Genomic DNA, 21,947 nt, shown 5'->3' on the forward strand with positions numbered 1-21,947 from the left:
CTAATGACCACTGTCGCAACCTGCACAAGGCTGCACGAACTTCCTTTTGCCTAAAAAAATGAAATTATTATGTGTGTAAAAACCAGACAATCGCGCATATGCCGCCCTACAGCAATGATCTGGCTGTTGCTGCTGCTGTGGCAGTTAAACCCCGAAAAAACGCAGGCGCAGAATTCCCGCCCTGCCGCTATCGGAATGATCAAAAATGAAAACAATGAAACCCTTCCCGGCGTAATGGTAAAAATGGAGGATGCAGACAACAAAGTACTGGCCACCACCGTGACCAACGAGAAAGGCATCTTTACATTCGCTAAATTACCAGCCGGCGGCCCTTATCATTTTGTACTTTCCCAGATGGGATACACCACAGATACGCTCCGTGGTTATACCATCAACGACTCCAGCAAACTTTCGCTCTCCGTGGTCCTGAAAAAAAAAGTGGAAGAGTTAGGACAGGTGCTGGTAACCGCGTTGGGCATTAAAAGAGAAAAGAAAGCACTGGGGTATTCTGTGGAAGAACTGAGTGGTAAAGAGTTTAACCGTGTAACACAGGAAAACTTACTTAACTCCATGTCCGGAAAAATCGCAGGTGTCACCATCAACTCCACCGGTACTACCGGTTCTTCTGTGAGCATGGTTATCCGCGGCGCTACCTCCCTCAGCAGTGATAACCAGCCGCTTTTTGTGGTAGACGGTGTACCCGTAGCCAATACCGTTAATAATATCAGTCAGATTGGTTCGGGCAACATGGTGGATTATGGTAACGCCATCTCCGATATCAACCCAGACAACATCGAAAGCGTCACTATCCTGAAAGGCCCGAGTGCAGCAGCGTTATATGGTTCCCGCGCAGGCAACGGCGTAGTACTGATCGTTACCAAAACAGGTAAAAAAGTAAATAAGGTAACGGTAGATGCATATGTGAATTCCGTATTCGACATTCCCTATAAATACCTGAACTGGCAAACGAAGTTTGGCTCCGGACAACTTTCCGGTATTCCTTTTTCCCGCAGCGGTAACCTGCTCACCAATCCCTTTGGTTCTATCATCCAGGAAAATGTAGATGGTACCTTTGGCGCCGAACTCGACATGGGCTATGAAGAAGTACAGTGGAACAGTCCATTGGATAAAGATGGTAAGAAGATCCCGATGCCGCTGGTATCACATAAGAACAACGTGAAGAACTTTGTGAACACCGGTATCACTACCACTGCCGGCGCTTCTGTGGCCAATAACAACGACAAGATCGCCTATCGTATTTCCTATGCCAACATGACCAACAAAGGCATCATTCCAAATACCGATCTGTATAAAAACACGCTGAACCTGAATTCCAGTTTACAGGTAAACTCAAAGTTCAGCATCAGCACCAACATCGATTTCAGCCGCAATAATTCCAATAACCGTGCAGCCGGCGATCGTGGCGCTAATCCGCTCCAGGCCGTATACAGCATTTCTCCGCACATTGATGTGCGCGACCTGAAAGACTACTGGATGCCCGGCCAGGAAGGCTTGCAGCAACGCACCCAATACAACGGCGTGTTCAACAATCCTTATTTCCTGGCGTATGAAGTGAAGAACGGTTTTGTGAGAGACCGTATGTTTGGTAACGTGCGGGCCGACTGGAAAATATTACCCTCTCTCAGCCTGATGGTAAGATATGCGTTGGATACCTACGGAGAGAAAAGAGAAACAAAGATAGCCAACAGCTATCTGAACAATCCCGGCGGCGCTTATGGTATCATCCAGCTCAACAACTACGAGCGCAACATGGATGTACTGGCTACCTACAAGAAAACGGTGCATCATTTCGACTTCTCCGTTTCTGCCGGTGGCAACATGCGTTACCAGACCGGTGGCAATGTGACCACGTCTACCAAAGATGGTACGGGGCTGAATACGCCCGGTGTGTACACCATTCAGAACATCTCTCCCGCTAACCTCAACTATTACAGCAGCACCTTTAAAAAAGGCGTGAACAGCGTATATGGTATGTTGAATGTGGGTTACAAGGGCATGGCTTACCTGGATCTGACCGGCCGTAACGATTGGTCCAGCACCCTTCCTGATGCTGCCTCTTACTTCTACCCTGCGGCTTCACTGAGTTTACTTCTCAATGAAATGGCGCATATTACTTCCGATAATATCAATCTCATTAAATTAAGAGCCGGCGCCGCACAGGTGGGTAACGATGCTTCGCCTTACCAGCTGGCCGCTACCTTAGGCAGCGTAGGCGCCTGGGGTAATGTGCCACGGCTCACCACTTCCGGGACTTTACTGAATCCGTTCCTGAAACCGGAAATTGCCACGTCTTATGAAGGCGGCCTGGATATCAATCTCTTTAAAAACAGGTTGCACTTTGCAGGTACCTACTACATTGTAGAAAACAAGAACCAGATTTTCAGCCCTAAAACGCCGCCATCTTCCGGTTATTCCTCCCGCAGTATCAATGCCGGCCTGCTGAGAAGCAGGGGCATTGAATTATCGCTGGGTGGTACGCCCATACAAACGCGCAACTGGAGATGGGATGTGAATATGAACTTCACCCGCAACAGAACACGCATTCTCTCACTGCCGGATGATATGCCTTACTACACCCTGTGGGAAGAAGGTAAAGGTGGCGCATGGACGTATGTAGGAGAAGACATCGGCGATATTTATGATGCACAGCTGGTAGCCGTAACAGATAAATCATCTCCCTACTATGGCTACCCGTTATTGGACAACACCGGTAAATGGCAGACTATTGATGCGATCAATACAAAAAATAAGATAGGTAATTTCAATCCCGACTTCATCATGGGATTCCAGACATCTATCTCCTATAAAAACTTTACGCTGAATATGACCTTCGACTGGCGGAACGGTGGCGACTTTGTTTCGCAGACTTACCGTTATGGAGAAGAGCATGGCAACTCCCAGTTATTCCTCGATAAACTGACCAATCCTGGTACCATGAAAGGACAGGAACTGCGGGATTACCTGGTAAGTCACCAGGATCAGCTGGTCATTCCAAACGGCAATAATTTCCCACTGGTGGGTGGTCCTACACCGGAATACAACAGTTTTCCGTTTACCTATGGTCCTTATGTACTGCCTTATGGCGGCGTATTTATTCCTGGTGTAAGAGCCAAGGGATATGACAACGCGGGTAACCCTACCGGCTATCTTGAAAACCTGGGGAATGATGGTACGCTTACCATTCCGTATGCCGGCGCTACAGCCTGGTCATTTACCCGGGCCTTCCTGTTTCCGGCATCTTACCTGAAACTGAGAGAAGTATCGCTGACCTATGATTTCCCGCAGCGGATGATCCGTTCTGCGAAGTTGCAGCGTGCCAGTTTCTCGGTGTACAGCCGGAACATCATCCTTTGGACCGCCGCGAAGATCGGTATCGATCCTGAAAATGCCTATCAGCCTTCTACAAATGTTCAGGGCTCCGGTATGCAGTTCAAGCAGGGCATAGAAAGATATAATGTGACACCCTGGGCGATTCCGATGGGTGCAAAACTGAATGTTACCTTTTAATTCTGACACATGAAAACAGTCCGTAAATCTATTATACTCAGTATCGGGTTTCTTTGTTTATCTGTCAGCGCCTGTAAAAAGGACCTGATCAAAATGAACGACAACCCCAACGGCGCCAATCCTGCCACCATCAATCCCAACCTGGTATTATCCACCGTATTGACAACCGCCGGAATGCAAATGGTAAACCTCGGCTACCAGGACATGGCCGGTGTAATGCAGCATACCCAGAAAGATGGCTGGACCACTGCGCACAACGAATACGACTGGGCAGGCTCCAACAGCTGGTCCGAGTACTATGATGTGCTGCGCAACAACCAGCTGGTGTACAACCGTGGTGTAGCGCTGAACAGTGAATTGCACCAGGGTGTGGCATTGGTGATGAAGTCGCTCCTGTTCGGTCTGATCACCGACCTGTGGGGAGATGCTCCTTATACCCATGCGCTGCAGGGACAGGATGGTACACCTGCGTCCACGCTTCCGGTGTTTGATGCGCAACAAACCATTTATACCGGTATCCTCGCCGACCTGGAAAAGGCCAATACGCTGCTTTCCAAGCCCAAGAGCGCCTATTCCAACCCGATTGATGCCGCAGATGTGTATTACCAGGGCGACCCCGTAAAATGGCGTAAAATGGCCAATTCCCTCGCACTGCGCTATTACATGCGTTTATCAGAGAAGTTACCGCAGATTGCCAAGGCCGGCATCGAGAAAATGGTAGCCGATCCGGCGCAGTATCCGCTGATCATGAATGTGGATGGATCAGAGGATGCGACCATGTCTTTTCCCGGCAACAGTAATGCAGACTCCTGGCCAGCCAACGTGGCCTACGACAGCGACAGCAGCAACTACCGCCGTTTAAAAATGTGCAGCACCTTTGTAAAGGCGTTACAGAACCTGCGCGATCCCCGGCTGGGCGTATGGGCCAATAAAGTACAGTGTTTTTTACTGGTAGATGATACCAAGCCAGCAGGCACCGGCACCGTATATAAACCCGTAGACACTGTTGTTAACGGTGAACAAAGGAAAGTACGTTACATTTCACCGGATGTACTGGCAGCCAAAGGACTGACGGTAAACGATATTAACCAGGACCAGAATTATGTGGGGCTGCCCCCGGCTATTTCCGGTCCGGCGGTATATAATCTTAGTCCTGATGCCAGCCAGGCTTCACGCAACCCGCATGTATCATGGCTGAACGATATCTACAAACAACCAAAAGGGCCTTTGTTAAAATCAAGGATCATTTCTGCAGCAGAGGTACGCTTTATCCTGGCAGAAGCCGCAGCCGTAAAAGGCTGGGCCGCCGGTGATGCAGAAACCAATTATAAGGCAGGTATCCAGGCGTCGTTTAATGTATGGGGCGTATCCGGCAGCACCGCCGCTTACCTCGCGCAACCAGCGGTAAAGTTCAACAACACCCAGGAACAGATCATTGTGCAGAAATGGATTGCCAGCTGGACTGCCGCCACAGAAGCATGGGCAGATTACAAAAGAACCGGCTATCCCGTATTGAAAGCTGGTCCTTATGCCAAAGGCCCCGTGGTACCGGTACGGTTGTATTATATGCTGGAAGAACGCAACCTGAATAAAGCCAACGAAGAAGCGGCTGCCGGACGACTGGAAGTGACCACCTATTCTTCCTTTGGGGCGAATGGTGCGAATAACAGTCCCTGGTCGAAACCCTGGGTGCTCCAGGGTACCGGCAAACCCTGGTAGTCATCTGCCAAAGTAATTTCTTATATTTCATTACCCGTAAAACAATTATTTCCAGATATGAAGCCACTCTTTTTCAACGCTGCCAAAGCGGTATTTGTTCTCCTGCTATGCCAGATGACCCTTTTTGCCCAGCAAGCCGTAACACCGGAAACGGCGATGAAAAGCTACCTGAACAACGGAGACACCTCGTTTAAATGGGAACTGAAAGACTCCTTCAACGTGACTAACGGTAAAGCCTATAACGTATTGCTTACGTCGCAGCAGTGGCGGGAGTACACCTGGCGGCATCAGCTGACCATTTTTGTACCCGATGAAATAAAATACGAAGGTGCGCTGTTGTTTATCACCGGTGGCTCCGTAAAAGAGGGCATGCCCAACTGGAATGGTCCGGAAGATGAACTGTATCAGCAGATGGGAAAAGTAGCGGCCACCAATAATGCTATTACAGCCGTACTCCGTCAAACGCCCAACCAGCCATTGTTTGGTAAGCTTACGGAAGATGCGCTTATTTCGTATACCCTTCACCAGTTCAAAAAAGACGGCGACTACAACTGGCCGCTGTTATTTCCTATGGTGAAAAGCGCGGTAAGAGCGATGGATGTTATCCAGGAATTTGCGGGTAAACAACTGAACCGGAAAGTAAATGGCTTCGTGGTATCCGGCGCATCCAAACGTGGCTGGACCACCTGGCTCACCGGCGCCAACGACGCCCGCGTGGTAGCCATTGCACCTATGGTGATAGATGTACTGAACATGCCGGTAAGTCTCGATTACCAGATCAAAACCTGGAAAGAATACAGTATCCAGATAGAAGATTATGTAAAGCTGGGTATCCCGCAAACCGCGCATACCCCGGAAGGCAATGCCATCAATACAATGATAGATCCTTATTCTTACAGAAGTAACCTGTCGATCCCAAAAATGATCTTCATGGGTACCAACGATGAATACTGGGTCGTAGATAATATCAAAAACTATATAGACAGCATTCCGGGTAAAAACCTTATCAACTACGTACCGAATGCCGGTCATAGTTTGGGTGATAAAGTACAGGCCTTCCAGGGACTCAGTGCTTTCTTCGGTATGACCATGCGCAAACAGGCGTATCCTGAATGCAGCTGGACTACCCGCACCCGTGGTGGCAAGGTAAGCGTTACCGCCAAAGCCTCTTCCGACCGCCTGGTAGATGTAGTGCTGTGGACGGCCAACTCTTCCGACCTTGATTTCAGGAACGACAAGTGGGCCTCCGAGAGCCTGGGACAGGCACATCATTCGAAAGTGAAAGTGACCACTCCCCTGCCACAGAGTGGATACCGCGCCTTTTATGTAGATCTTAAATACCAGAACATTACCGGTGGCACCTATACGGTGAGCACGCGTGTATTCGTGACCGATACAAAAGCTATTCTCTGATGAAGATGAAATCAACACTATTAATCGCTATTACAGTTGGCTGTGCTGCCAGTACCTTCGCACAAACGTTACCGGCTGCACGTCATTCTTTCGTAGTAGTGGCGCATCGTGGCAATCATGTAAGCGTACCTGAAAATACGGTAGCCGCTATAGAAGCCACCATCCGCTGCGGAGCTGATTATGCAGAACTGGATCTCCGCACTACAAAGGACGGACAACTGGTGCTGATGCACAACGCCACGGTAGATAAAATGACAGATGGCAAAGGCAATGTATCAGACCTCACCCTTGCGGATATCAAAAAGCTGAAAGTAAAAAGCAGCGATGGAAAAACTTATCGCGTACCCACCTTTGCAGAAGCATTACAGGCCTGTAAAGGGAAACTGAATATCTACCTCGACTTCAAAGCCGCTGATGTTCCCGAAACCTGGAAACAACTGAAAGCCGCCGGCATGGAGAAACAGGTAGTGGTATACCTCAACGAAAAAGAGCAATACAAAGCCTGGAGGAAAACAGCACCGGATATGCCACTGATGACAAGTTTACCGGAAGAAGTGACCAACCCGGAACAACTGGAGTTCTTCCTGAAGAATGTACGTGTAGCCGTGCTAGATAATATCAGCGATCCGGCGATGCTGGCGGTGACAAAGAAATACAACACGGCCGTATGGCTGGATGTACAGACGCCGACGGAAGGTCCGGGCGACTGGCAGGCAGCGATGAACAAGGGTGTTCAGGGCGTGCAGACCGATCATCCGGAAGCACTGATCCGTTATCTCGACAGCAGCAAGCTGCGTAATGGCCTTCCTGCCGGAGTAGCGGTAGCGGCACCTCTGGCTATCCCTGTATCCTCCTACCGCACCCTGCGCAATGTATCTTACGGTAATGCCGGCGATGACAATACGCTTGACGCGTACATGCCGGATAACCATAACGGACAAACGAAGATCATTGTATACATGCATGGCGGCGGCTGGACCGGCGGCGATAAAAAAGAACTGCCCAAAGAACTGATCGATGAACTGGTAGGCAAACTGCACTACGGCGTGGTATCGATGAACTACCGCCTGATCCGTGATGGAAAAGACCGCTACCCCGCACAGCTGGAAGATGTGCGCAAGGTGCTGGCCTTTATCTCTTCCAAAGCAAAAAAGCTCCAGTTCGATGGCAGTCAGTTTGCCCTCATGGGTGGCAGCGCCGGCGGGTATCTTGCTATGCAGTATGCCTATGCAATGGATAGTCTGAAGCAGATCAAAACAGTAGTAGACCTCTGGGGACCTACTGATTTTACCGACAAAAAAGTAAGACAGGAAAATAAAGATGCGGATGACAAAGTAACACGTCTGCTGGGAGAACCTGATCCTGCTGCTAAAATAGCCGCAGATGCCAGTCCGTATTACCGGTTAACCAAAGCAACCGGCGTACCTACAATATTATTTCATGGTGGTGAAGATCCGCTGGTGCATGTAAGTCAGGCAGTGAAGCTGCACGACAAGCTGTTGGCGCTGGGTGTGCCTACACAACTGGAATTGTATCCCCATGAGAAACACGGCGTAGGCGGCATGGCCGCGATGGATGCGATGGTGAAGATGGTGAGGTGGCTGAAGCAGTATTATCCTGCGGAGTAAGGAACATGATGCCGTAGTAAAAGTACACTCACTGCCACATTAAAAAAGGATCATGCCTGTTGTAAACAGGCGTGATCCTTTTTTAATTAATAGCCGGCCGCATCATTTATTCCTGACTATTTCCACTCATCCAAATCAACATCATACTTCATACTTCGTACTGAATTACTCAGCATATCTAAAAAATCGCTATTGCCAGGCGGCATTCTTTCCTTCAACGAAATAACTTCATCCGCTACTTTCTCAGGATCCACGATCATCGCTTTCATGGCAAACATTTCTGACAAAGCCATTTGATCAGATAAATGAGTTCCGATATACTGCCATATATTATTCACCATTTCCTGAAAGGACGAATCTCTTTTCTGACGATCCCCCATCTTTATCGCAGCAATGGCTTTGAAAAAGCTCAGGTAATTTTGCTTCAGATAGGTCTTGCCGAATTCCCCCGCATTTAACGAGTCAATAAATCTATAACCACGATCCGCATCTTTAGCAAGGACAAAGACACTTATCCGTAAATTGACCATCCGTACCCTGTAATCCCTGCAATCATTCAGATGACCATCAAGAAGAACCCCGGCAGTATCTAAATCATGTGCATTTTTTTCCATGTGGTACCTGTTTACATGATCATTGGCCGCAGTGTATATTTTATCGCAATCAGCAGATGTTAAATTATGTGGATTGTCTTCCTTGTGATTATTATTGACAAGATCATTGGCCGCAGTGTATACTTTATCACCATCGGAAGACGTTTTTCCTGGCTGGCATCCCCAAAAAGCGCAACTAATAAAGCCCACCAATAAATAATTAAACGATAATTTCATAATGCTACAACTTTTTTGATCCCCTTAATTCATGGTATAGTTCCTGAATATAATAAATCTACTTTAATGATGACGGCATATAATATATCCCGGTATCACTCCGTCACCCCTTGTGCTTTGGCCTGTTTCAGCCATATACTGGCTACGGTAATATTTTTTGCAATACCAATGCCATGATAATAACATCTTCCTACTTCATAGATCGCCTGTTTATCCCCTGCGATCGCGGCATTTAAATAACAGGCAAAAGCCTCTTTGAAGTTGCGTTTTATACCAGCTCCTTTTTCATAGCAGATGGCAAGGTCGAACCAGGCGTCGGGATAGTTGCTTTCAGCGGCTTCCAGTAAAAACTGTACTGCCATAGACAGGTCCTGTTTTACCAGGTTGCCATGCAGATACCAGCTGCCAATGGCATACAGGGCTTCCCCGTTTCCCTGTTTTGCTGCTTTTTCGAGTAGTTCCAGTGCCAGCTTCAGATCCGGTGTGTCCTGCTGCATTTCTTTGAGCGCCTTGCGGAGCGACGTACTTCCTTTTGCCATATGAGCGATTATTTAAACCCGGGAAAACTTTTCAGGTTCCGGGCAAATACTTTTGAATTTTCCTTGCTGTCTGATACTGCCCATACCGCCATGGCATACAGTACTGGTTTCAGTGCCAGTCCGGCTTTGGTGAGGTGATACGTTACATGCGGCGGAATAACGGGCCTGGCTACACGCATCACCAGGCCATCTGCTTCCAGTTGTTTTAAGTGTTGGATCAACATCTTTTCCGTAATAGCCGGAATAGCTTTTCTCAGATCGCTGTACCGCTTGCTGCCCGACAGTAAATGAAAGAGAATAATTGGTTTCCAGTAGCCGCCTATCTTTTCCATTACATAGGTAACGGGACATTCATTGAATGCAGATTGCTTATTGGCCTGTATAGTAGAGGTTTCTTTTATTTTGGTCATGATACACACTTCAGGGTAAGTACTTGTACAAAAGTAAGTACAAATCTACTTTTGTGAAAGCAATTTAAAACACACAAATTATGAAAATTACGCTTACAGGATCCTTAGGAAATATCAGCCGGCCGCTCGCGCAGCAATTAATTGCCCATGGCCATACCGTTACCGTTATCAGTCGCAGTGCGGAGAAGGCTGCTGCTATTGAGGCACTGCATGCCATCCCTGCTATCGGGGATGTGGAAGACCCTGCCTTTCTGCTCCGGGCTTTTGCGCAGGCGGATGCCGTGTATCTGATGATCCCGCCCAATTTCCAGGCGGCAGATATCAAACAATATATGAAAAACGTGGGAGATGGTTATGTGCAGGCGATTAAACAGGCGGGTGTAAAGCGGGTGGTGAACCTGAGCAGCATCGGGGCGCATTTACCGGATGGCCCCGGACCGGCGGGCGCCAATCATTATGTAGAATCGCGGTTGAACGAACTAACGGATACGCATGTACTACATTTGCGGCCGGGCATGTTCTATACCAACTTCTTCGGCAGTATACCGATGATCAGACACCAGCACATCATCGGTAACAACTTTGATGCGCAGGTACCGATGGTATTGAGTCATCCGGCAGACATTGCCACTACTGCTGCCAACACACTGGAAGATGCAGCCTTCACGGGCAAGCATATACGCTATATTGCCAGCGATGAAAAAACCGGTGGGGAAATTGCCACCATACTTGGCAAAGCCATTGATCAACAGGAGCTGGCCTGGGTAGGATTTTCGGACGAAGAATTATTGCAGGGCATGATGCAGGGGGGATTTACCGAAGAAATGGCGAGGGTATATGTCATAGAAATAGGCATCGCTTTACGGGAAGGAACTTTATTCGACAACTACCGCAAACATGCAGCAGCGGCTGGCGGACAAATCTCTTTCCGGACATTTGCGGATGAATTTGCCGCTGTCTACAAGCATAGCTTTGCATAAGGTCAGGATCACTACAGGCGCACAAGTGTGTGCCTGTAGTGGATTCCGGAAACGGAAAGTATGTACCCGGTATATATCTCCCGGTAAAATTATTTTAATAGTGTGCTTCTGCCAGTGCCGTTTCACCGATCACCTTCACAAATAAGTCTTCGTTCAGCAAGTCTTTTACTGATTTAATGATGAAGTCGGGAGAGTAACCAAAATGCGCCAGGTCACTTTCATGTGTCACACCAGATAAAGTGAGTACCGTGGTGAAACCCATAGAACCTGCGCCCAGTATATCTGTACCCATGGTATCGCCGATCATCACCGTTTCGTCGGTAGTCAGTTGCAGTGCTTTTCTGGCCATACGCATCATCACCGGACTGGGTTTACCAACGCTGAAAGCCTTGATACCACTAGCACATTCCAGCATCGCCACTAATGCGCCGCAGCCGGCCCTGTATTTTCCATCTCCCATAGGGCAGTTGGGATCCAGGTTGGTAGCAATGAGTTTGGCGCCTTTCATGACCATGTTGAGCGCCTTGTCCACCGATTCCAGCATGATGGTTCTTCCTTCTCCTATAATGACATAATCGGGTTGATCATCCACGATAGAGTAACCGGCGTTGTAAAGCTCCGTCAGCAGGCCCCCTTCACAGATTACATAAGCCGTACCATTTTCTTTTTTAGAAGCCAGGTACCTGGCAGTTGCCATTGCGCAGGTAAAGATGTCTGTATCATTTACCTTGAAGCCCATCTTATTCAGCTTATAACACACATCCCTGCTGGTTCTTTGGCTATTGTTCGTCAAAAACAGAAAAGGCAGGCCTTTCTCCCTCAGGCCATTAATAAATTCTACCGCGCCGGGAATGGGTTCACTGCCTTTGTAGATTACGCCATCCATGTCGATTAAAAATCCCTTTTTTTTCATAGCAATCAGGTGTTGGTTATTAAACTAGTTATTCAATCAATAAGCTTCATGGAATGAATAAAGGCAGGATGCAGCAGTAGCGCCGCAGTGAAGTATCCGTGGAGTTGGATATCTTGCTTAAAGATAATAAAAAAAATTAAAAACTTATATTTTGTAAGAAGAAAAGATAAAAGAGGGACTTATTGTATAAAAGCAGTGAGCGTTGTGTTGAATAGCTCAGGTTGTTCCATATTCGGCATATGCGAAGCAGCTTTAATCACGACCAGTTGTGCATCTTTTATCTGCTGCTGCATACCTTTGGCCACCTGCACCGGGGTAAATTCATCTTCCTCTCCTACTATTATCAGTACGGGGCAGGCAATGTGAGATAGCATCGCGGTATGATCCCTTCTTTCCGCCCGGCCTCTCTGTACCAACGAGGCGCCCAAAGGCGGCGTGGTTTCCATCATTTCCCGCAGGTGCGCGACTACTGCCGGCTGCTCTGCCAGTGTATCTTTTGCTAAAAAACGCGGCAGCGTTTCATCCGTATAAGCTTTCATTCCTTTTTCGATCAGGGCGCGCGACAACTGCAATCGCTGCACATAACTCTGCGCAGTTTCTGCCGCCGCATCTGTATCTGCCAATACCATCCCTTCAAATAAATGCGGCGCCAGCCGATACAGTTCAAACAGGATTTGTCCGCCCATAGATAAGCCGATGAATACGGCCTTCTTTATCTCCAACGCTTCCAGCAGATGAATGATATCCAGCGCCAGTTCATCCAGCAAAGTGATGCCGGAAGGCTGTTCCGTTTCGCCGTATCCCCGCAGATCCGGTATAATCAGGCGATGGCTCTTCTCAAATGCCGCCACCTGCTGCGACCACATACTGCGGTTAAAAGGCTGCCCGTGAATAAACACCAGCACAGCGCCCGCTCCTGCGTCTTCATACACCAGTTGAATACCTCTTACTTTTATATTCTTTCTCATTATGATACTTTTGTCTCACGAAAATACTACCTTTATCCAGAAAATAAAAATCCAGGCATGGGCAAATTATCATTAGACAACGGCAGGATTGAACAGAAACTAAAAACACGCGAGCGACTGGTAGCCATGGCCAACACCCTTTTATTGCAGGGAAGCGACATCAGCGTAGAAAGTGTGGCAAAGGAAGCAGGTATTTCAAAAGCCACTGCCTACCGGTATTTTACCGGCACCGATGCGTTGAAGAGAGAAGCAGCCTTGCAACTGAAAGCGAAAACAAGCGACGATCTGTTTGCGGATATCTCCGACACAGACCTGCCGGCAAGAATCAACCGGCTGATCGATTATCATTTCAAACTGTTTACAAAAAATGAAACGGAATTCCGCTTATTCCTCAGCTCTGTGATCGGGGAATCCATTCATCCGAAAAGCGGCTATTCCCGTGCAGGCCGACGTATTGTACTGATAGAGGAGGCACTTAAACCGTTAAAGGAAACGCTGGATACAGCTACATTTCAGCACATGGTACAAGCGCTGAGTGTATTTTTTGGGATTGAATCTATTACGGTACTGAAAGATCTGTGTAAACTGAATAATGACGCGGTACTAAAAACCTGGCGCTGGTCGGTACACCGGATTGTATTCGGACACTAGGCCGGACGAGGGGGATTCCGGATCAGCAAAAAAGCCATCAATCCTCCTATAAATCCCAGTCCTGCACACAAACGCAGGATGTTGCCATAGGCGGTGATAAACCCATCCCGGTATACTTTGCGGATTACGGCCTGTTGCGCCGGCGCTATATCTGCCGGAACAACGGCATCTCCCAGGTTGACTGTTTGCGCCACCACCGTTTCTTTTTGTATAGGCGTGAGCGGTAGTGCGGCTATTTCCCGCTGCACCGCACCTGCAAAAAATAATACTGCCAATGCACCAAAAATCGCGTTGGCGAAAACACCCGCAATACGGGTAATGGCATTATTGACACCGGAGGCAGTGCCCGACAAATGATCGCTCACCGATCCCATGACCGTAGCGGTTAACGGCGCCACCGTAATAGACATGCCCAGTCCAAGTCCGACGATGCCCGGAAAAAAAGTGGTCCAGTAGTCGCCTGCTCCGCGCGTCTCCTTCACCAGTGACAACAGGAATAAACCCACTCCCGCCACGCAGGGACCCACGACCAGGAATAAACGGGGCCCATATTTATCGGCCAGACTTCCTGCGCCTCTTGCGATACTGATCATCAATACGGTAAAAGGCAAAAAGGTGAGGCCAGATTGAAACTGGCTGTAGCCCTGCATCTGCACCATGTTCAGCGACAGGAACAACATGCCTGCACCAAGACCGGCATACAGAAAGAAAGTCAGCAGGTTGGTCCCGCTGAAAGTTAAGTTGCGGAACAGTTTTACCGGTAACATCGGATGAGGACTCTTTTGTTCTACGCTTATAAATACCAGCAACAGCACAACGCCGCCTACCACGCTGCCCCATACCTGCCAGTGACGGAAACCCAGCGAAGGCATGCGGAGAAACCCAAAAGTGAGTGCTGCCAGTCCGGCGGCAATCAACAATGCGCCAGGGTAGTCAATGCGTTTATCCCCTTCTGTATCGCTGGTTTCACGCACTTTTAGCGCCAGCAGTATCAGTGCCACCACGCCAATAGGAACATTGATAAAAAAGATATAGCGCCACAACCCGGCGTCTGCCAGGGCGCCGCCCAGTACGGGGCCGCCCATGGTGACCAGTGTCGTTACCGACGACCAGGTGCCGATCGCTTTTCCTCTTTCATTTTCGTTGATGGAAGAGGTGATCAGGGAAAGACTGCCGGGAATCATCAGTGCGCCCCCTACCCCTTGTATCATCCGAAAAATGATCAGCCAGGTAGCATTACCGGCAAACCCGCATAGTGCAGAGCCGAGGATAAAAATAAAGATGCCGGTCATAAATATTTTTTTGCGGCCCAGGCGATCGCCCAGTGTACCGCCAATCAGTATCAGGGAAGCCAGCATCAGCATATATGCATTGAGTACCCAGAACAGGTCCGCTGCAGACGCATGCAGGTTTTTCTGTAAAGAAGGCAATACCACATTCAATGCAGTACCATCAATAAAAGCCATGGCAGAAGCAAGGATGGTAGTTACCATTACCCATTTGCCTTCCGCACTCCGGAGTGGAACGGTTGTCATAATGCAATGATTAACGTAGAATTGTTTAAAATGTTCCCGACAATGTATTTTATGAATGTTCGATATTGAACACCGGATTACCGCAAGCGGACAAATTAAACTGCCACCAAAAACATAACGCCGTCAATATCAGGTCGCATTATGATTGGCATATTTTTCATACCTCGACGGTAGTCATTCTAATCATTCCGGTTATGCTCAGCAACTACTTAAAAATAGCCTGGAGAAATCTGCTCCGCAACAAGGTATACGCCTCCATTAATGTGATTGGTCTTGCGCTCGGTATCAGCGCCTGCCTCGTAATATATCTCAGTGTACAGTTTGAGCTCACCTATGATAACTTCCACCCCGGCAAAGAAAATATTTACCGGGTGGTATCCGAACTGGGATCGCCGATACATGGTATCCATAAAACGCCTACAGTACCGGATCCTGCGCCCGAAGTGCTGGCTAAAGGCGTTACCGGCTTTGAAACACTGGCAGCCATTCATACCATCTATCCGAAGATAAAGATTGTTGGTGATAACGGTGTTACAAGAAAATTTGAGAACGCTGAAAAACCGACAGTCATTATTACCTATCCGGAGTACTTTAAAGTATTTGAATATAAATGGCTGGCCGGTCAGCCGGCTACTGCGCTGGAAGAACCTTTTAAGGTAGTGCTCACCGCCAGTACCGCCGCTAAATATTTCGGTGAGCAACCTGCCGAAAACTATATCGGGAAAATAGTGACCTACAATGATTCTATTCCTGTGAGTGTATCAGGTATTGTGAAAGATTTGCCACAGAATACAGATTTCATATTCACCGATTTTATCTCCTTTGCCACTGCGAAGAACAGTCCTTTCAAAGGTGAATTCGGGTTTGATCAATGGGGTATGTTTGGCGGTACCCAGGCATTTGTGCGGTTAAGTGCGGGCAGCGATACGGCAAAGATCAACCGGCAGCTGGCACAGCTGGCCAATGAGCGCGTGAAAATTGGTGAAGGAGAAAGCAAAACCTTCCGGTTGCAGCCCTTATCTGATTTCCATTTCAACAGCGATTACACCGACAATTACAGCCGCAAAGCGCATCTGCCTACCATGTATGGCCTGATGGCTATTGCTGGTTTTATCCTGGTGATTGCTGCGATCAACTTTATCAATCTCTCTACGGCACAATCGACTGCAAGAGCGAAAGAAGTGGGCATCCGTAAAGTATTAGGCAGCAACAAACGGAGCCTGGTGCTTTATTTCCTTACAGAAACATTTATACTGACCGCCAGTGCCGTACTGCTTTCCCTGCTTGCTGTAAAGCCGCTGCTGAGCGCCTTCAGCGCCTTTATGCCCAATGGGGTTTCCATGCATTTATTTAGCTGGCCTACTTTGTTGTTCCTGTTGCTGCTTACACTATTTACCACTTTACTATCGGGCTTATATCCGGCGAAGGTTTTATCTTCCTTTCAACCTGCCAGCAGTCTGAAAGGCGCTACCGGCTTTAAAGGAAATCAACGGGGCTATCTTCGTATAGGCCTGGTCGTTTTCCAGTTTACCATCTCACTGGTATTTATTATTGGCTCCCTGGTGATCAACAACCAGATCCGGTACATGCTGCACAAAGATCTTGGTTTCCGGAAAGATGCCATTCTCACGTTCAACACCAACAGGGCTTATCCTAATAGTCAGCCTGCATTGCTGGCAGAGAAGATACAGTCGTTCCCGCAGGTAGAAATGGTGAGCTTAAGCCAGGGCCCTCCTTCCGACAACAACCACTGGGGTACTTTCCTGAAATACAGAGGGGGCGCCGGTGAAATGGCGGCAGACTGCCACCTGGAATTTGGTGATACCAATTATATAAAATTATACCAGCTGAAGTTGCTGGCCGGCAGAAATCTCTATGCCTCCGATACCATCAAGGAAGTACTGATCAATGAATCCTGCGCAAAGGCCCTGGGTTTCAAAACGCCGCATGAGGCGATCGGTAAATTTGTAGAGCCGGGTATGAGCGATGGACCTTACCGGAAAAACATTCCGATTGCAGGCGTGCTGGCCGATTTTCATGCCGTGTCGCTCCGGGACCAGATCAAACCGGTATTCATACTGACGTCTAAAGATATCTGTCGCTTTGTGAATGTGAAATTATCGCTACAGGGTCATACCGGTGCGCAGTTACAACAAACCATTGCAGACATTGGCAAAGCGTATGCAGGCATCTACCCGGATGAAAAATTTGAGTACAATTTCTTTGACGAAACCATCCGCAAGTTTTACGAGCGGGAAAGGCAGATGGAGCAGCTGATGAATACCGGCATGACCATCGCGATAGTCATTTCCTGTCTTGGTTTATTCGGACTGGCTGCATTCACCGCGCGGCAACGTACCAAAGAAATTGGTATCCGCAAAGTAATGGGCGCCAGCGTAGGCAACATCACCGCCCTGCTCAGCAAAGATTTTCTCCGGTATGTTTTCATTGCCGCCCTGCTCGCCTCTCCCATTGCCTGGTACGGCATGCATAAATGGTTGCAGGGATTTGCCTACAGCACGCCGCTTTCCTGGTGGATATTTGTGCTGGCTGGCGGCATCGCCTTACTGATTGCCCTGCTCACGGTAAGTTTTCAATCCGTGAAAGCGGCGTTGGCCAATCCGGTAGAAAGCCTCAAGGCAGAATAGCCGGCATGATAAATTGATTATATTAAAAAGGCGGTCCTTAGACCGCCTTTTTAATATAATCATGTGGATAGATTGCTCAACTTCGTTAACTTCATAGACGATCTTTTGCAAAGACGTCGGGCACCAGATGAAAAAGACGATTTTAGCAGTAATCATTTACTGTGGCTTATTATGCACTAGCTGGAACAGTCTGAGAGCACAGACAGCTTCCAATGAAAATACCCGGTTGTTCCGGTTTTATGAAGACAACGACTTCATAAACCTGAATGGCAATGGAACGGATCAGGCTTATACCAATGGTACGCGGTTTGATCTGTTTTATACCCGTTCCCATCCTCCACGCGGCTTCCCGGATCGCTGGATGCCCGGAGCAGGAAAGGAAAGCATCAATACTTATGGGTGGGGATTTATGCAGGTCATGTTTACACCCGAAGATCTCCGGAGAAGTAAACCGGTACCCGGTGATTTTTCTTATTCCGGTGGATTGTTTATTACGCATACCCTTCATTCTTCCAACCCTCTCCGGAAACTTAACTTACAAACAGAAATATTCGCCGGGGTAATGGGCCCCTGGGCACTGGCAAAGGAAACACAAAGCTTTGCGCATCACCTGCTGGGTTTTACGAAGCCACGGGGCTGGGGAAACCAGTTGGGGAATAAGCTGCTGCTCAATCTTAATCTTACGGGAGAAAAACAATTGCTGGGTATCAAAAAATGGGCGGAAATTATGGCAGGCGGACAAGTATATGCCGGCACCATGCTAAATGGACTATCTGCTTATTCACTGATCCGCATCGGCAGAATGAGTCCCTATTTCAATGGTTTCATTTCCCAGTACACGACTTCGAAACAAACCCGACGCCCCTGGCAGCTATATTTCACACTCCGGCCAAATGCGGAATTCATGTTCACCAATGCCTTGGTGAAAGGCGTTCCCATGCCGGACGATCTGCCAGCCCCCACAAAAGCGGGACAACCCACCTACTCGAACCGTAAAATCCTCGTGGGAGTAGATTATGGGCTGGGCGCCACCTACCGGAACCTGGGGTTCTCGTTTTCACAAAGAACATTGACGCCGGTGATCAATGGTTTAAAGCATCATGAAGTGGGGAATCTTTCGTTTTATATCGGGTGGTGATCACTACTTCAAAATAACCACCGGCACTGTTGCCGCCCTGTAAATCGCTTCGGAAATACTCTTATGCGTCAGCGTATACAGGAAACTATGTTTTCCCGGCAGGGCGATGATCAGCTTTATGTCATTCGTAGCGGCAAAATCGATGATGCTGCTGATCGTATCTTTATCATTGCGGTAAAATACTTCGTGCTGAAAGTTTTTCAGGTACTCATGCAGATCTGACTCTACTTCCCTGAACTCTTCATCGGGATGCTTGTAATGTTCTTCCGGGTCTACATTAAGCACCAGGAGGCGGGTATCTGCCCAACGGGGAGACGCTTTCAGCTTATTGAGTTTGTCGAGTTCGTGCATGGCCTGGAAATCGACCGGCACCAATGCTTTACTGACCGGCTGGTATACATATCCTGCGGGAACTACCATTACTCTCACCGGACTGACTTTCGCAATAGGAATAATGTTGCGGTACACGAGGCCGTCGCTGTCGCCCGGATTGCTGCCCAGCAGCACCATTTCAGGTGTTTCTTCCGATATAACTTCCATCACGGCCCTCAACAACGGTGCTTCACTAATAGCAATTTCCACTTTGATGGCTGATCCGATGGTTTGTGCCAGCAACTGCAATTGCGTCATTGCTTCTTCCCGGTGACTTTGCATGAAGTCCTGGTTCACGGCGCCATACTCGGCGGACATTACGATATTGCTGAAGATGTTATCGTAAAATGTTTTCAGCAGGATGATACGTTGGTAATCATAATGTGAAGCCCAGGCGGCCGCGAAGCGGACGGTATTCAGGGTGGTGGCGTTTAAATCGACCGGTACGAGTAAAGTCTTCATAACTATTTTCTTAAATTATCATTCATTTTCTGCACTATCAGTAAAGCCTGCTGTACTTCCGCCGTGGTGAGGCCTTCCGTTGCCTTCTCATAAATCTCCACGATCCATGGACCCAATTTCTTTTCCAGGCGTTTACCCTTCACCGTTAAATAAATCAGTTTACTTCTCCTGTCCTGGGGATCTTCTTTCCGGGTAACCATCTCTCTTTTCACAAGACTATCGATCAGGTAGGTCATGCTGGATTTATCTTTCGCTGTTATGTCTGCCAGCTCCTGCTGATTCACGCCGTCTTTCCGGTACAGGTAAGCAAGTATTTCCAGTAATTCGAAAGTAATATCTACTTCCTCCAGGCGGATCTGCATGTCCAGGTACTGCCGCAGGTACATTCTCATTTCACCTGTGGCCCTGCCCAGTTCACGCGCCAGTTCTGCTATGTTTTTTGTAGTAGTCATTGACTATACTAAGTTATTATAATAGTTTGAATTCAAACTATTATTTTATCTAAATGAAAAATATACTTGTCTTTATGTAAAGTATACTTTACTTTTGAGAAAGAAAACAAGGTTCTATGTTTACTGCTACAAAATATACTGCACTGGCATTATTACTCACCGGCATCCCTATTTTCTGGCTGCATCATGCGCAGCCCGGATCAGAACTGGTATTGATTACAGGGTTGTTCCTGTTCTTTTTTTCCCGGGAGAAGACAGAAGACGAGAGAGCACAGCAGCTACGAGCCCATGCGCTGATGATCAGTTTTGCCGTGGGTTATATTATTGAGGTGGGCAGCACCTGGCTGCATAGCAAAGGTCTGCTGGACTTCCAGTTGGAAACGCCCCGTGCTTTTATCATCCTGGTGCTTTGTCTGAGCATTCTTATCTTTTACAGCAGACTGCTCTTCACCGGCAGCTACAGCCGATAATCCGATATGAAGAATACGATTAAAGTAGAGCGGGCCAAACAAAATATGACGCAGGCAGACCTTGCGGAAAAAGCGAAAGTTTCCAGGCAAACCATCAATGCTATTGAACTTGGTAAATTTACCCCTTCCACCATCCTGGCACTGAAGATGGCGCGCATCTTCAACACCACGGTAGAGCAGATCTTTTTCCTGGAAGACGGGGATGAATAAGCAGGAGACCAAGGTCTCCTGCTCTCCTTATTCCTTGTTGCGCAACAGGGCATCCACCCATTTCAATACGGTATCTTTCTCAGCAGGTGTTAATCTTGCTGCAGGATGCAGCCAGGTGTAAGCCGGTAAAGGCATCTTTCCCTCTTCCAGCTGCGTTCTCAATCGTTTCAATTTATTCACCTGGCGTTTCGCCGAATAGCTGGCGTATTCATCGAAATTCAGTGCTTCTTTACCCTCGCGTACATGTTGTGCCAGCCACCACCCTGCCGGTTGTATGCTGGCATACCAGGGATAATGGGTATTGTTGCTGTGGCAGTCATAGCAGGCATTTCGGAGTATAGCCTGTACGTTCTCCGGCGTCGCAGACACTGTGGCAATACTCCCCGTAACCTGTTGCCGGCTGCTATTTTTCTCCGGCCGGAAAAACTGCATGATGATCAACGCTGCGCCAATAAAAAGGCTACCTGTTCTGATCCACCGCATGTGCTATTATTGAATGACTTCCTTAACGCTTCCACAGCCGGACATTTTAGCACCCATATATGGATTTTTGATGTCCTTTATTTCACTCAGCCAGGAAGCACCTTTGTTTTCATTGTACATGGGGCAATGATCATAGTATAACGTCTGACCGCCACCAAAGGCTTTCACCAACGCATATACGTCGTCGCTCATCTGTACAAAATGTTCCCGCTGATGATCAATATGGGCAGCACTTTTGCTGATATGTGTGGCATGTTCTTTCAGGTCGTCTTCATTTTCTTTGAAGATTTTTTCCTGTGCCGGTGTAAACGACGAATGATCGAGTACTTCCAATGCTGCCGCCATAGCCGTTCCCGCATTGGCTACCGCCGACGGTTGCTCATCGGCCAGCCCGTTTTTAATAGCGAGGTAATTGTCTACCACCGCTTTGATGGCGCTCACTTTCTGCGGAGCGGCGTTACTTGTTTGCGGTGTTGCGGCCGGCTCCGTACTTGCGGCAACGTTAGTGGTTGTTTCAGGTGCTTTTTTTTCCGGTTGGTTGCAGGCGGTAAAGATAACGGCGGCGATAGCCAGCGCGCCCAGCATCATTGTTTTCATG

At 48.1% G+C, this 21,947-nt stretch carries 20 protein-coding genes; 10 read left to right on the forward strand and 10 right to left on the reverse strand.

Annotated features, from left to right (window positions below; genetic code table 11):
* Positions 1 to 69: 69 nt before the first annotated feature.
* Genes BMW79_RS22065 through BMW79_RS22080 form a run of 4 tightly spaced genes read left to right on the forward strand, consistent with a single transcriptional unit; the run spans position 70 to position 8,288 of the window.
* Positions 70 to 3,528 (forward strand): SusC/RagA family TonB-linked outer membrane protein, encoded by a 3,459-nt coding sequence (locus BMW79_RS22065; RefSeq protein ID WP_089898158.1) that lies wholly within the window; start codon positions 70 to 72, stop codon positions 3,526 to 3,528.
* 9 nt (positions 3,529 to 3,537) lie between these two features.
* Positions 3,538 to 5,247, forward strand: a complete 1,710-nt coding sequence (locus BMW79_RS22070; protein WP_089898160.1) for a SusD/RagB family nutrient-binding outer membrane lipoprotein — start codon at positions 3,538 to 3,540, stop codon at positions 5,245 to 5,247.
* 57 nt (positions 5,248 to 5,304) lie between these two features.
* The gene (locus tag BMW79_RS22075; protein ID WP_089898162.1) at positions 5,305 to 6,660 is read left to right on the forward strand and encodes a PhoPQ-activated pathogenicity-related family protein; all 1,356 of its coding nucleotides are present in this window, start codon (positions 5,305 to 5,307) and stop codon (positions 6,658 to 6,660) included.
* Positions 6,660 to 8,288, forward strand: coding sequence for a glycerophosphodiester phosphodiesterase family protein (locus BMW79_RS22080; protein ID WP_089898164.1), 1,629 nt, complete (start codon positions 6,660 to 6,662; stop codon positions 8,286 to 8,288). The genes BMW79_RS22075 and BMW79_RS22080 overlap by 1 nt, the downstream gene beginning before the upstream one ends.
* A gap of 116 nt (positions 8,289 to 8,404) precedes the next feature.
* Here BMW79_RS22080 and BMW79_RS22085 read toward each other — a convergent pair whose 3' ends face one another.
* The 3 genes from BMW79_RS22085 to BMW79_RS22095 all read right to left on the reverse strand — a co-directional run bounded on the left by BMW79_RS22085 (position 8,405) and on the right by BMW79_RS22095 (position 10,067).
* Entirely contained in the window at positions 8,405 to 9,118 is a 714-nt protein-coding gene (locus BMW79_RS22085) for a hypothetical protein (RefSeq protein WP_089898166.1), read from the reverse strand.
* 95 nt (positions 9,119 to 9,213) lie between these two features.
* Positions 9,214 to 9,657 carry a tetratricopeptide repeat protein gene (locus BMW79_RS22090; protein ID WP_089898168.1) on the reverse strand — a complete coding sequence of 148 codons (444 nt, stop codon included), beginning with the start codon at positions 9,655 to 9,657 and terminating at the stop codon, positions 9,214 to 9,216.
* A gap of 8 nt (positions 9,658 to 9,665) precedes the next feature.
* The gene (locus BMW79_RS22095; RefSeq protein WP_089898170.1) at positions 9,666 to 10,067 is read right to left on the reverse strand and encodes a winged helix-turn-helix transcriptional regulator; all 402 of its coding nucleotides are present in this window, start codon (positions 10,065 to 10,067) and stop codon (positions 9,666 to 9,668) included.
* Between the two features lie 80 nt (positions 10,068 to 10,147).
* Here BMW79_RS22095 and BMW79_RS22100 point away from each other — a divergent pair, with 80 nt between their 5' ends.
* Positions 10,148 to 11,047 (forward strand): NAD(P)H-binding protein, encoded by a 900-nt coding sequence (locus BMW79_RS22100; protein WP_089898172.1) that lies wholly within the window; start codon positions 10,148 to 10,150, stop codon positions 11,045 to 11,047.
* Between the two features lie 94 nt (positions 11,048 to 11,141).
* Here the strand turns inward: BMW79_RS22100 and BMW79_RS22105 are convergent, their stop codons facing one another.
* A complete protein-coding gene (locus BMW79_RS22105; RefSeq protein WP_089898174.1) occupies positions 11,142 to 11,960 on the reverse strand; it encodes an HAD-IIA family hydrolase in 819 nt (272 codons plus the stop codon).
* A gap of 179 nt (positions 11,961 to 12,139) precedes the next feature.
* Positions 12,140 to 12,928 (reverse strand): alpha/beta fold hydrolase, encoded by a 789-nt coding sequence (locus BMW79_RS22110; RefSeq protein ID WP_089898176.1) that lies wholly within the window; start codon positions 12,926 to 12,928, stop codon positions 12,140 to 12,142.
* Positions 12,929 to 12,985: 57 nt separating this feature from the next.
* On the opposite strand from BMW79_RS22110, the gene BMW79_RS22115 reads away from it, so the two are divergent.
* A complete protein-coding gene (locus BMW79_RS22115; protein ID WP_177192287.1) occupies positions 12,986 to 13,579 on the forward strand; it encodes a TetR/AcrR family transcriptional regulator in 594 nt (197 codons plus the stop codon).
* On the opposite strand, the gene BMW79_RS22120 is transcribed toward BMW79_RS22115, so the two are convergent.
* Positions 13,576 to 15,114, reverse strand: a complete 1,539-nt coding sequence (locus BMW79_RS22120; protein WP_089898180.1) for an MFS transporter — start codon at positions 15,112 to 15,114, stop codon at positions 13,576 to 13,578. The two genes, BMW79_RS22115 and BMW79_RS22120, sit on opposite strands and share 4 nt — an antisense overlap.
* Before the next feature lie 194 nt (positions 15,115 to 15,308).
* On the opposite strand from BMW79_RS22120, the gene BMW79_RS22125 reads away from it, so the two are divergent.
* Together BMW79_RS22125 and BMW79_RS22130 are read left to right on the forward strand one after the other, a co-directional pair.
* On the forward strand, positions 15,309 to 17,762 hold the full coding sequence (locus BMW79_RS22125) for an ABC transporter permease (RefSeq protein WP_089898182.1): 2,454 nt from the start codon (positions 15,309 to 15,311) through the stop codon (positions 17,760 to 17,762).
* A 127-nt stretch (positions 17,763 to 17,889) separates the two neighbouring features.
* Entirely contained in the window at positions 17,890 to 18,900 is a 1,011-nt protein-coding gene (locus tag BMW79_RS22130) for a lipid A-modifier LpxR family protein (RefSeq protein WP_089898185.1), read from the forward strand.
* A 3-nt stretch (positions 18,901 to 18,903) separates the two neighbouring features.
* Here BMW79_RS22130 and BMW79_RS22135 read toward each other — a convergent pair whose 3' ends face one another.
* The gene (locus tag BMW79_RS22135; RefSeq protein WP_089898187.1) at positions 18,904 to 19,734 is read right to left on the reverse strand and encodes a universal stress protein; all 831 of its coding nucleotides are present in this window, start codon (positions 19,732 to 19,734) and stop codon (positions 18,904 to 18,906) included.
* Positions 19,735 to 19,736: 2 nt separating this feature from the next.
* Positions 19,737 to 20,186: a MarR family winged helix-turn-helix transcriptional regulator gene (locus BMW79_RS22140; protein ID WP_089898189.1), complete on the reverse strand. Its 450-nt coding sequence runs from the start codon at positions 20,184 to 20,186 to the stop codon at positions 19,737 to 19,739.
* 116 nt (positions 20,187 to 20,302) lie between these two features.
* Here BMW79_RS22140 and BMW79_RS22145 point away from each other — a divergent pair, with 116 nt between their 5' ends.
* Together BMW79_RS22145 and BMW79_RS22150 are read left to right on the forward strand one after the other, a co-directional pair.
* Positions 20,303 to 20,656 (forward strand): hypothetical protein, encoded by a 354-nt coding sequence (locus tag BMW79_RS22145; protein ID WP_089898191.1) that lies wholly within the window; start codon positions 20,303 to 20,305, stop codon positions 20,654 to 20,656.
* Between the two features lie 6 nt (positions 20,657 to 20,662).
* Positions 20,663 to 20,866, forward strand: coding sequence for a helix-turn-helix transcriptional regulator (locus BMW79_RS22150; RefSeq protein WP_089898192.1), 204 nt, complete (start codon positions 20,663 to 20,665; stop codon positions 20,864 to 20,866).
* 27 nt (positions 20,867 to 20,893) lie between these two features.
* Here the strand turns inward: BMW79_RS22150 and BMW79_RS22155 are convergent, their stop codons facing one another.
* Both BMW79_RS22155 and BMW79_RS22160 read right to left on the reverse strand, forming a co-directional pair.
* On the reverse strand, positions 20,894 to 21,349 hold the full coding sequence (locus BMW79_RS22155) for a heme-binding domain-containing protein (RefSeq protein ID WP_089898194.1): 456 nt from the start codon (positions 21,347 to 21,349) through the stop codon (positions 20,894 to 20,896).
* A 6-nt stretch (positions 21,350 to 21,355) separates the two neighbouring features.
* Positions 21,356 to 21,946, reverse strand: a complete 591-nt coding sequence (locus tag BMW79_RS22160; RefSeq protein ID WP_089898196.1) for a DUF3347 domain-containing protein — start codon at positions 21,944 to 21,946, stop codon at positions 21,356 to 21,358.
* Position 21,947 lies beyond the last annotated feature (1 nt).

Source organism: Chitinophaga arvensicola (assembly GCF_900110835.1).
In the GTDB taxonomy this organism is placed as follows: Bacteria; Bacteroidota; Bacteroidia; order Chitinophagales; family Chitinophagaceae; genus Chitinophaga; species Chitinophaga arvensicola.

Bases quoted from the DNA above. Each gene is read 5' to 3' on its own strand.
- BMW79_RS22065 (WP_089898158.1), top strand. From the start codon at position 70: ATGTGTGTAAAAACCAGACAATCGCGCATATGCCGCCCTACAGCAATG.
- BMW79_RS22070 (WP_089898160.1), top strand. From the start codon at position 3,538: ATGAAAACAGTCCGTAAATCTATTATACTCAGTATCGGGTTTCTTTGT.
- BMW79_RS22075 (WP_089898162.1), top strand. From the start codon at position 5,305: ATGAAGCCACTCTTTTTCAACGCTGCCAAAGCGGTATTTGTTCTCCTG.
- BMW79_RS22080 (WP_089898164.1), top strand. From the start codon at position 6,660: ATGAAGATGAAATCAACACTATTAATCGCTATTACAGTTGGCTGTGCT.
- BMW79_RS22085 (WP_089898166.1), bottom strand. From the start codon at position 9,118: ATGAAATTATCGTTTAATTATTTATTGGTGGGCTTTATTAGTTGCGCT.
- BMW79_RS22090 (WP_089898168.1), bottom strand. From the start codon at position 9,657: ATGGCAAAAGGAAGTACGTCGCTCCGCAAGGCGCTCAAAGAAATGCAG.
- BMW79_RS22095 (WP_089898170.1), bottom strand. From the start codon at position 10,067: ATGACCAAAATAAAAGAAACCTCTACTATACAGGCCAATAAGCAATCT.
- BMW79_RS22100 (WP_089898172.1), top strand. From the start codon at position 10,148: ATGAAAATTACGCTTACAGGATCCTTAGGAAATATCAGCCGGCCGCTC.
- BMW79_RS22105 (WP_089898174.1), bottom strand. From the start codon at position 11,960: ATGAAAAAAAAGGGATTTTTAATCGACATGGATGGCGTAATCTACAAA.
- BMW79_RS22110 (WP_089898176.1), bottom strand. From the start codon at position 12,928: ATGAGAAAGAATATAAAAGTAAGAGGTATTCAACTGGTGTATGAAGAC.
- BMW79_RS22115 (WP_177192287.1), top strand. From the start codon at position 12,986: ATGGGCAAATTATCATTAGACAACGGCAGGATTGAACAGAAACTAAAA.
- BMW79_RS22120 (WP_089898180.1), bottom strand. From the start codon at position 15,114: ATGACAACCGTTCCACTCCGGAGTGCGGAAGGCAAATGGGTAATGGTA.
- BMW79_RS22125 (WP_089898182.1), top strand. From the start codon at position 15,309: ATGCTCAGCAACTACTTAAAAATAGCCTGGAGAAATCTGCTCCGCAAC.
- BMW79_RS22130 (WP_089898185.1), top strand. From the start codon at position 17,890: ATGAAAAAGACGATTTTAGCAGTAATCATTTACTGTGGCTTATTATGC.
- BMW79_RS22135 (WP_089898187.1), bottom strand. From the start codon at position 19,734: ATGAAGACTTTACTCGTACCGGTCGATTTAAACGCCACCACCCTGAAT.
- BMW79_RS22140 (WP_089898189.1), bottom strand. From the start codon at position 20,186: ATGACTACTACAAAAAACATAGCAGAACTGGCGCGTGAACTGGGCAGG.
- BMW79_RS22145 (WP_089898191.1), top strand. From the start codon at position 20,303: ATGTTTACTGCTACAAAATATACTGCACTGGCATTATTACTCACCGGC.
- BMW79_RS22150 (WP_089898192.1), top strand. From the start codon at position 20,663: ATGAAGAATACGATTAAAGTAGAGCGGGCCAAACAAAATATGACGCAG.
- BMW79_RS22155 (WP_089898194.1), bottom strand. From the start codon at position 21,349: ATGCGGTGGATCAGAACAGGTAGCCTTTTTATTGGCGCAGCGTTGATC.
- BMW79_RS22160 (WP_089898196.1), bottom strand. From the start codon at position 21,946: ATGAAAACAATGATGCTGGGCGCGCTGGCTATCGCCGCCGTTATCTTT.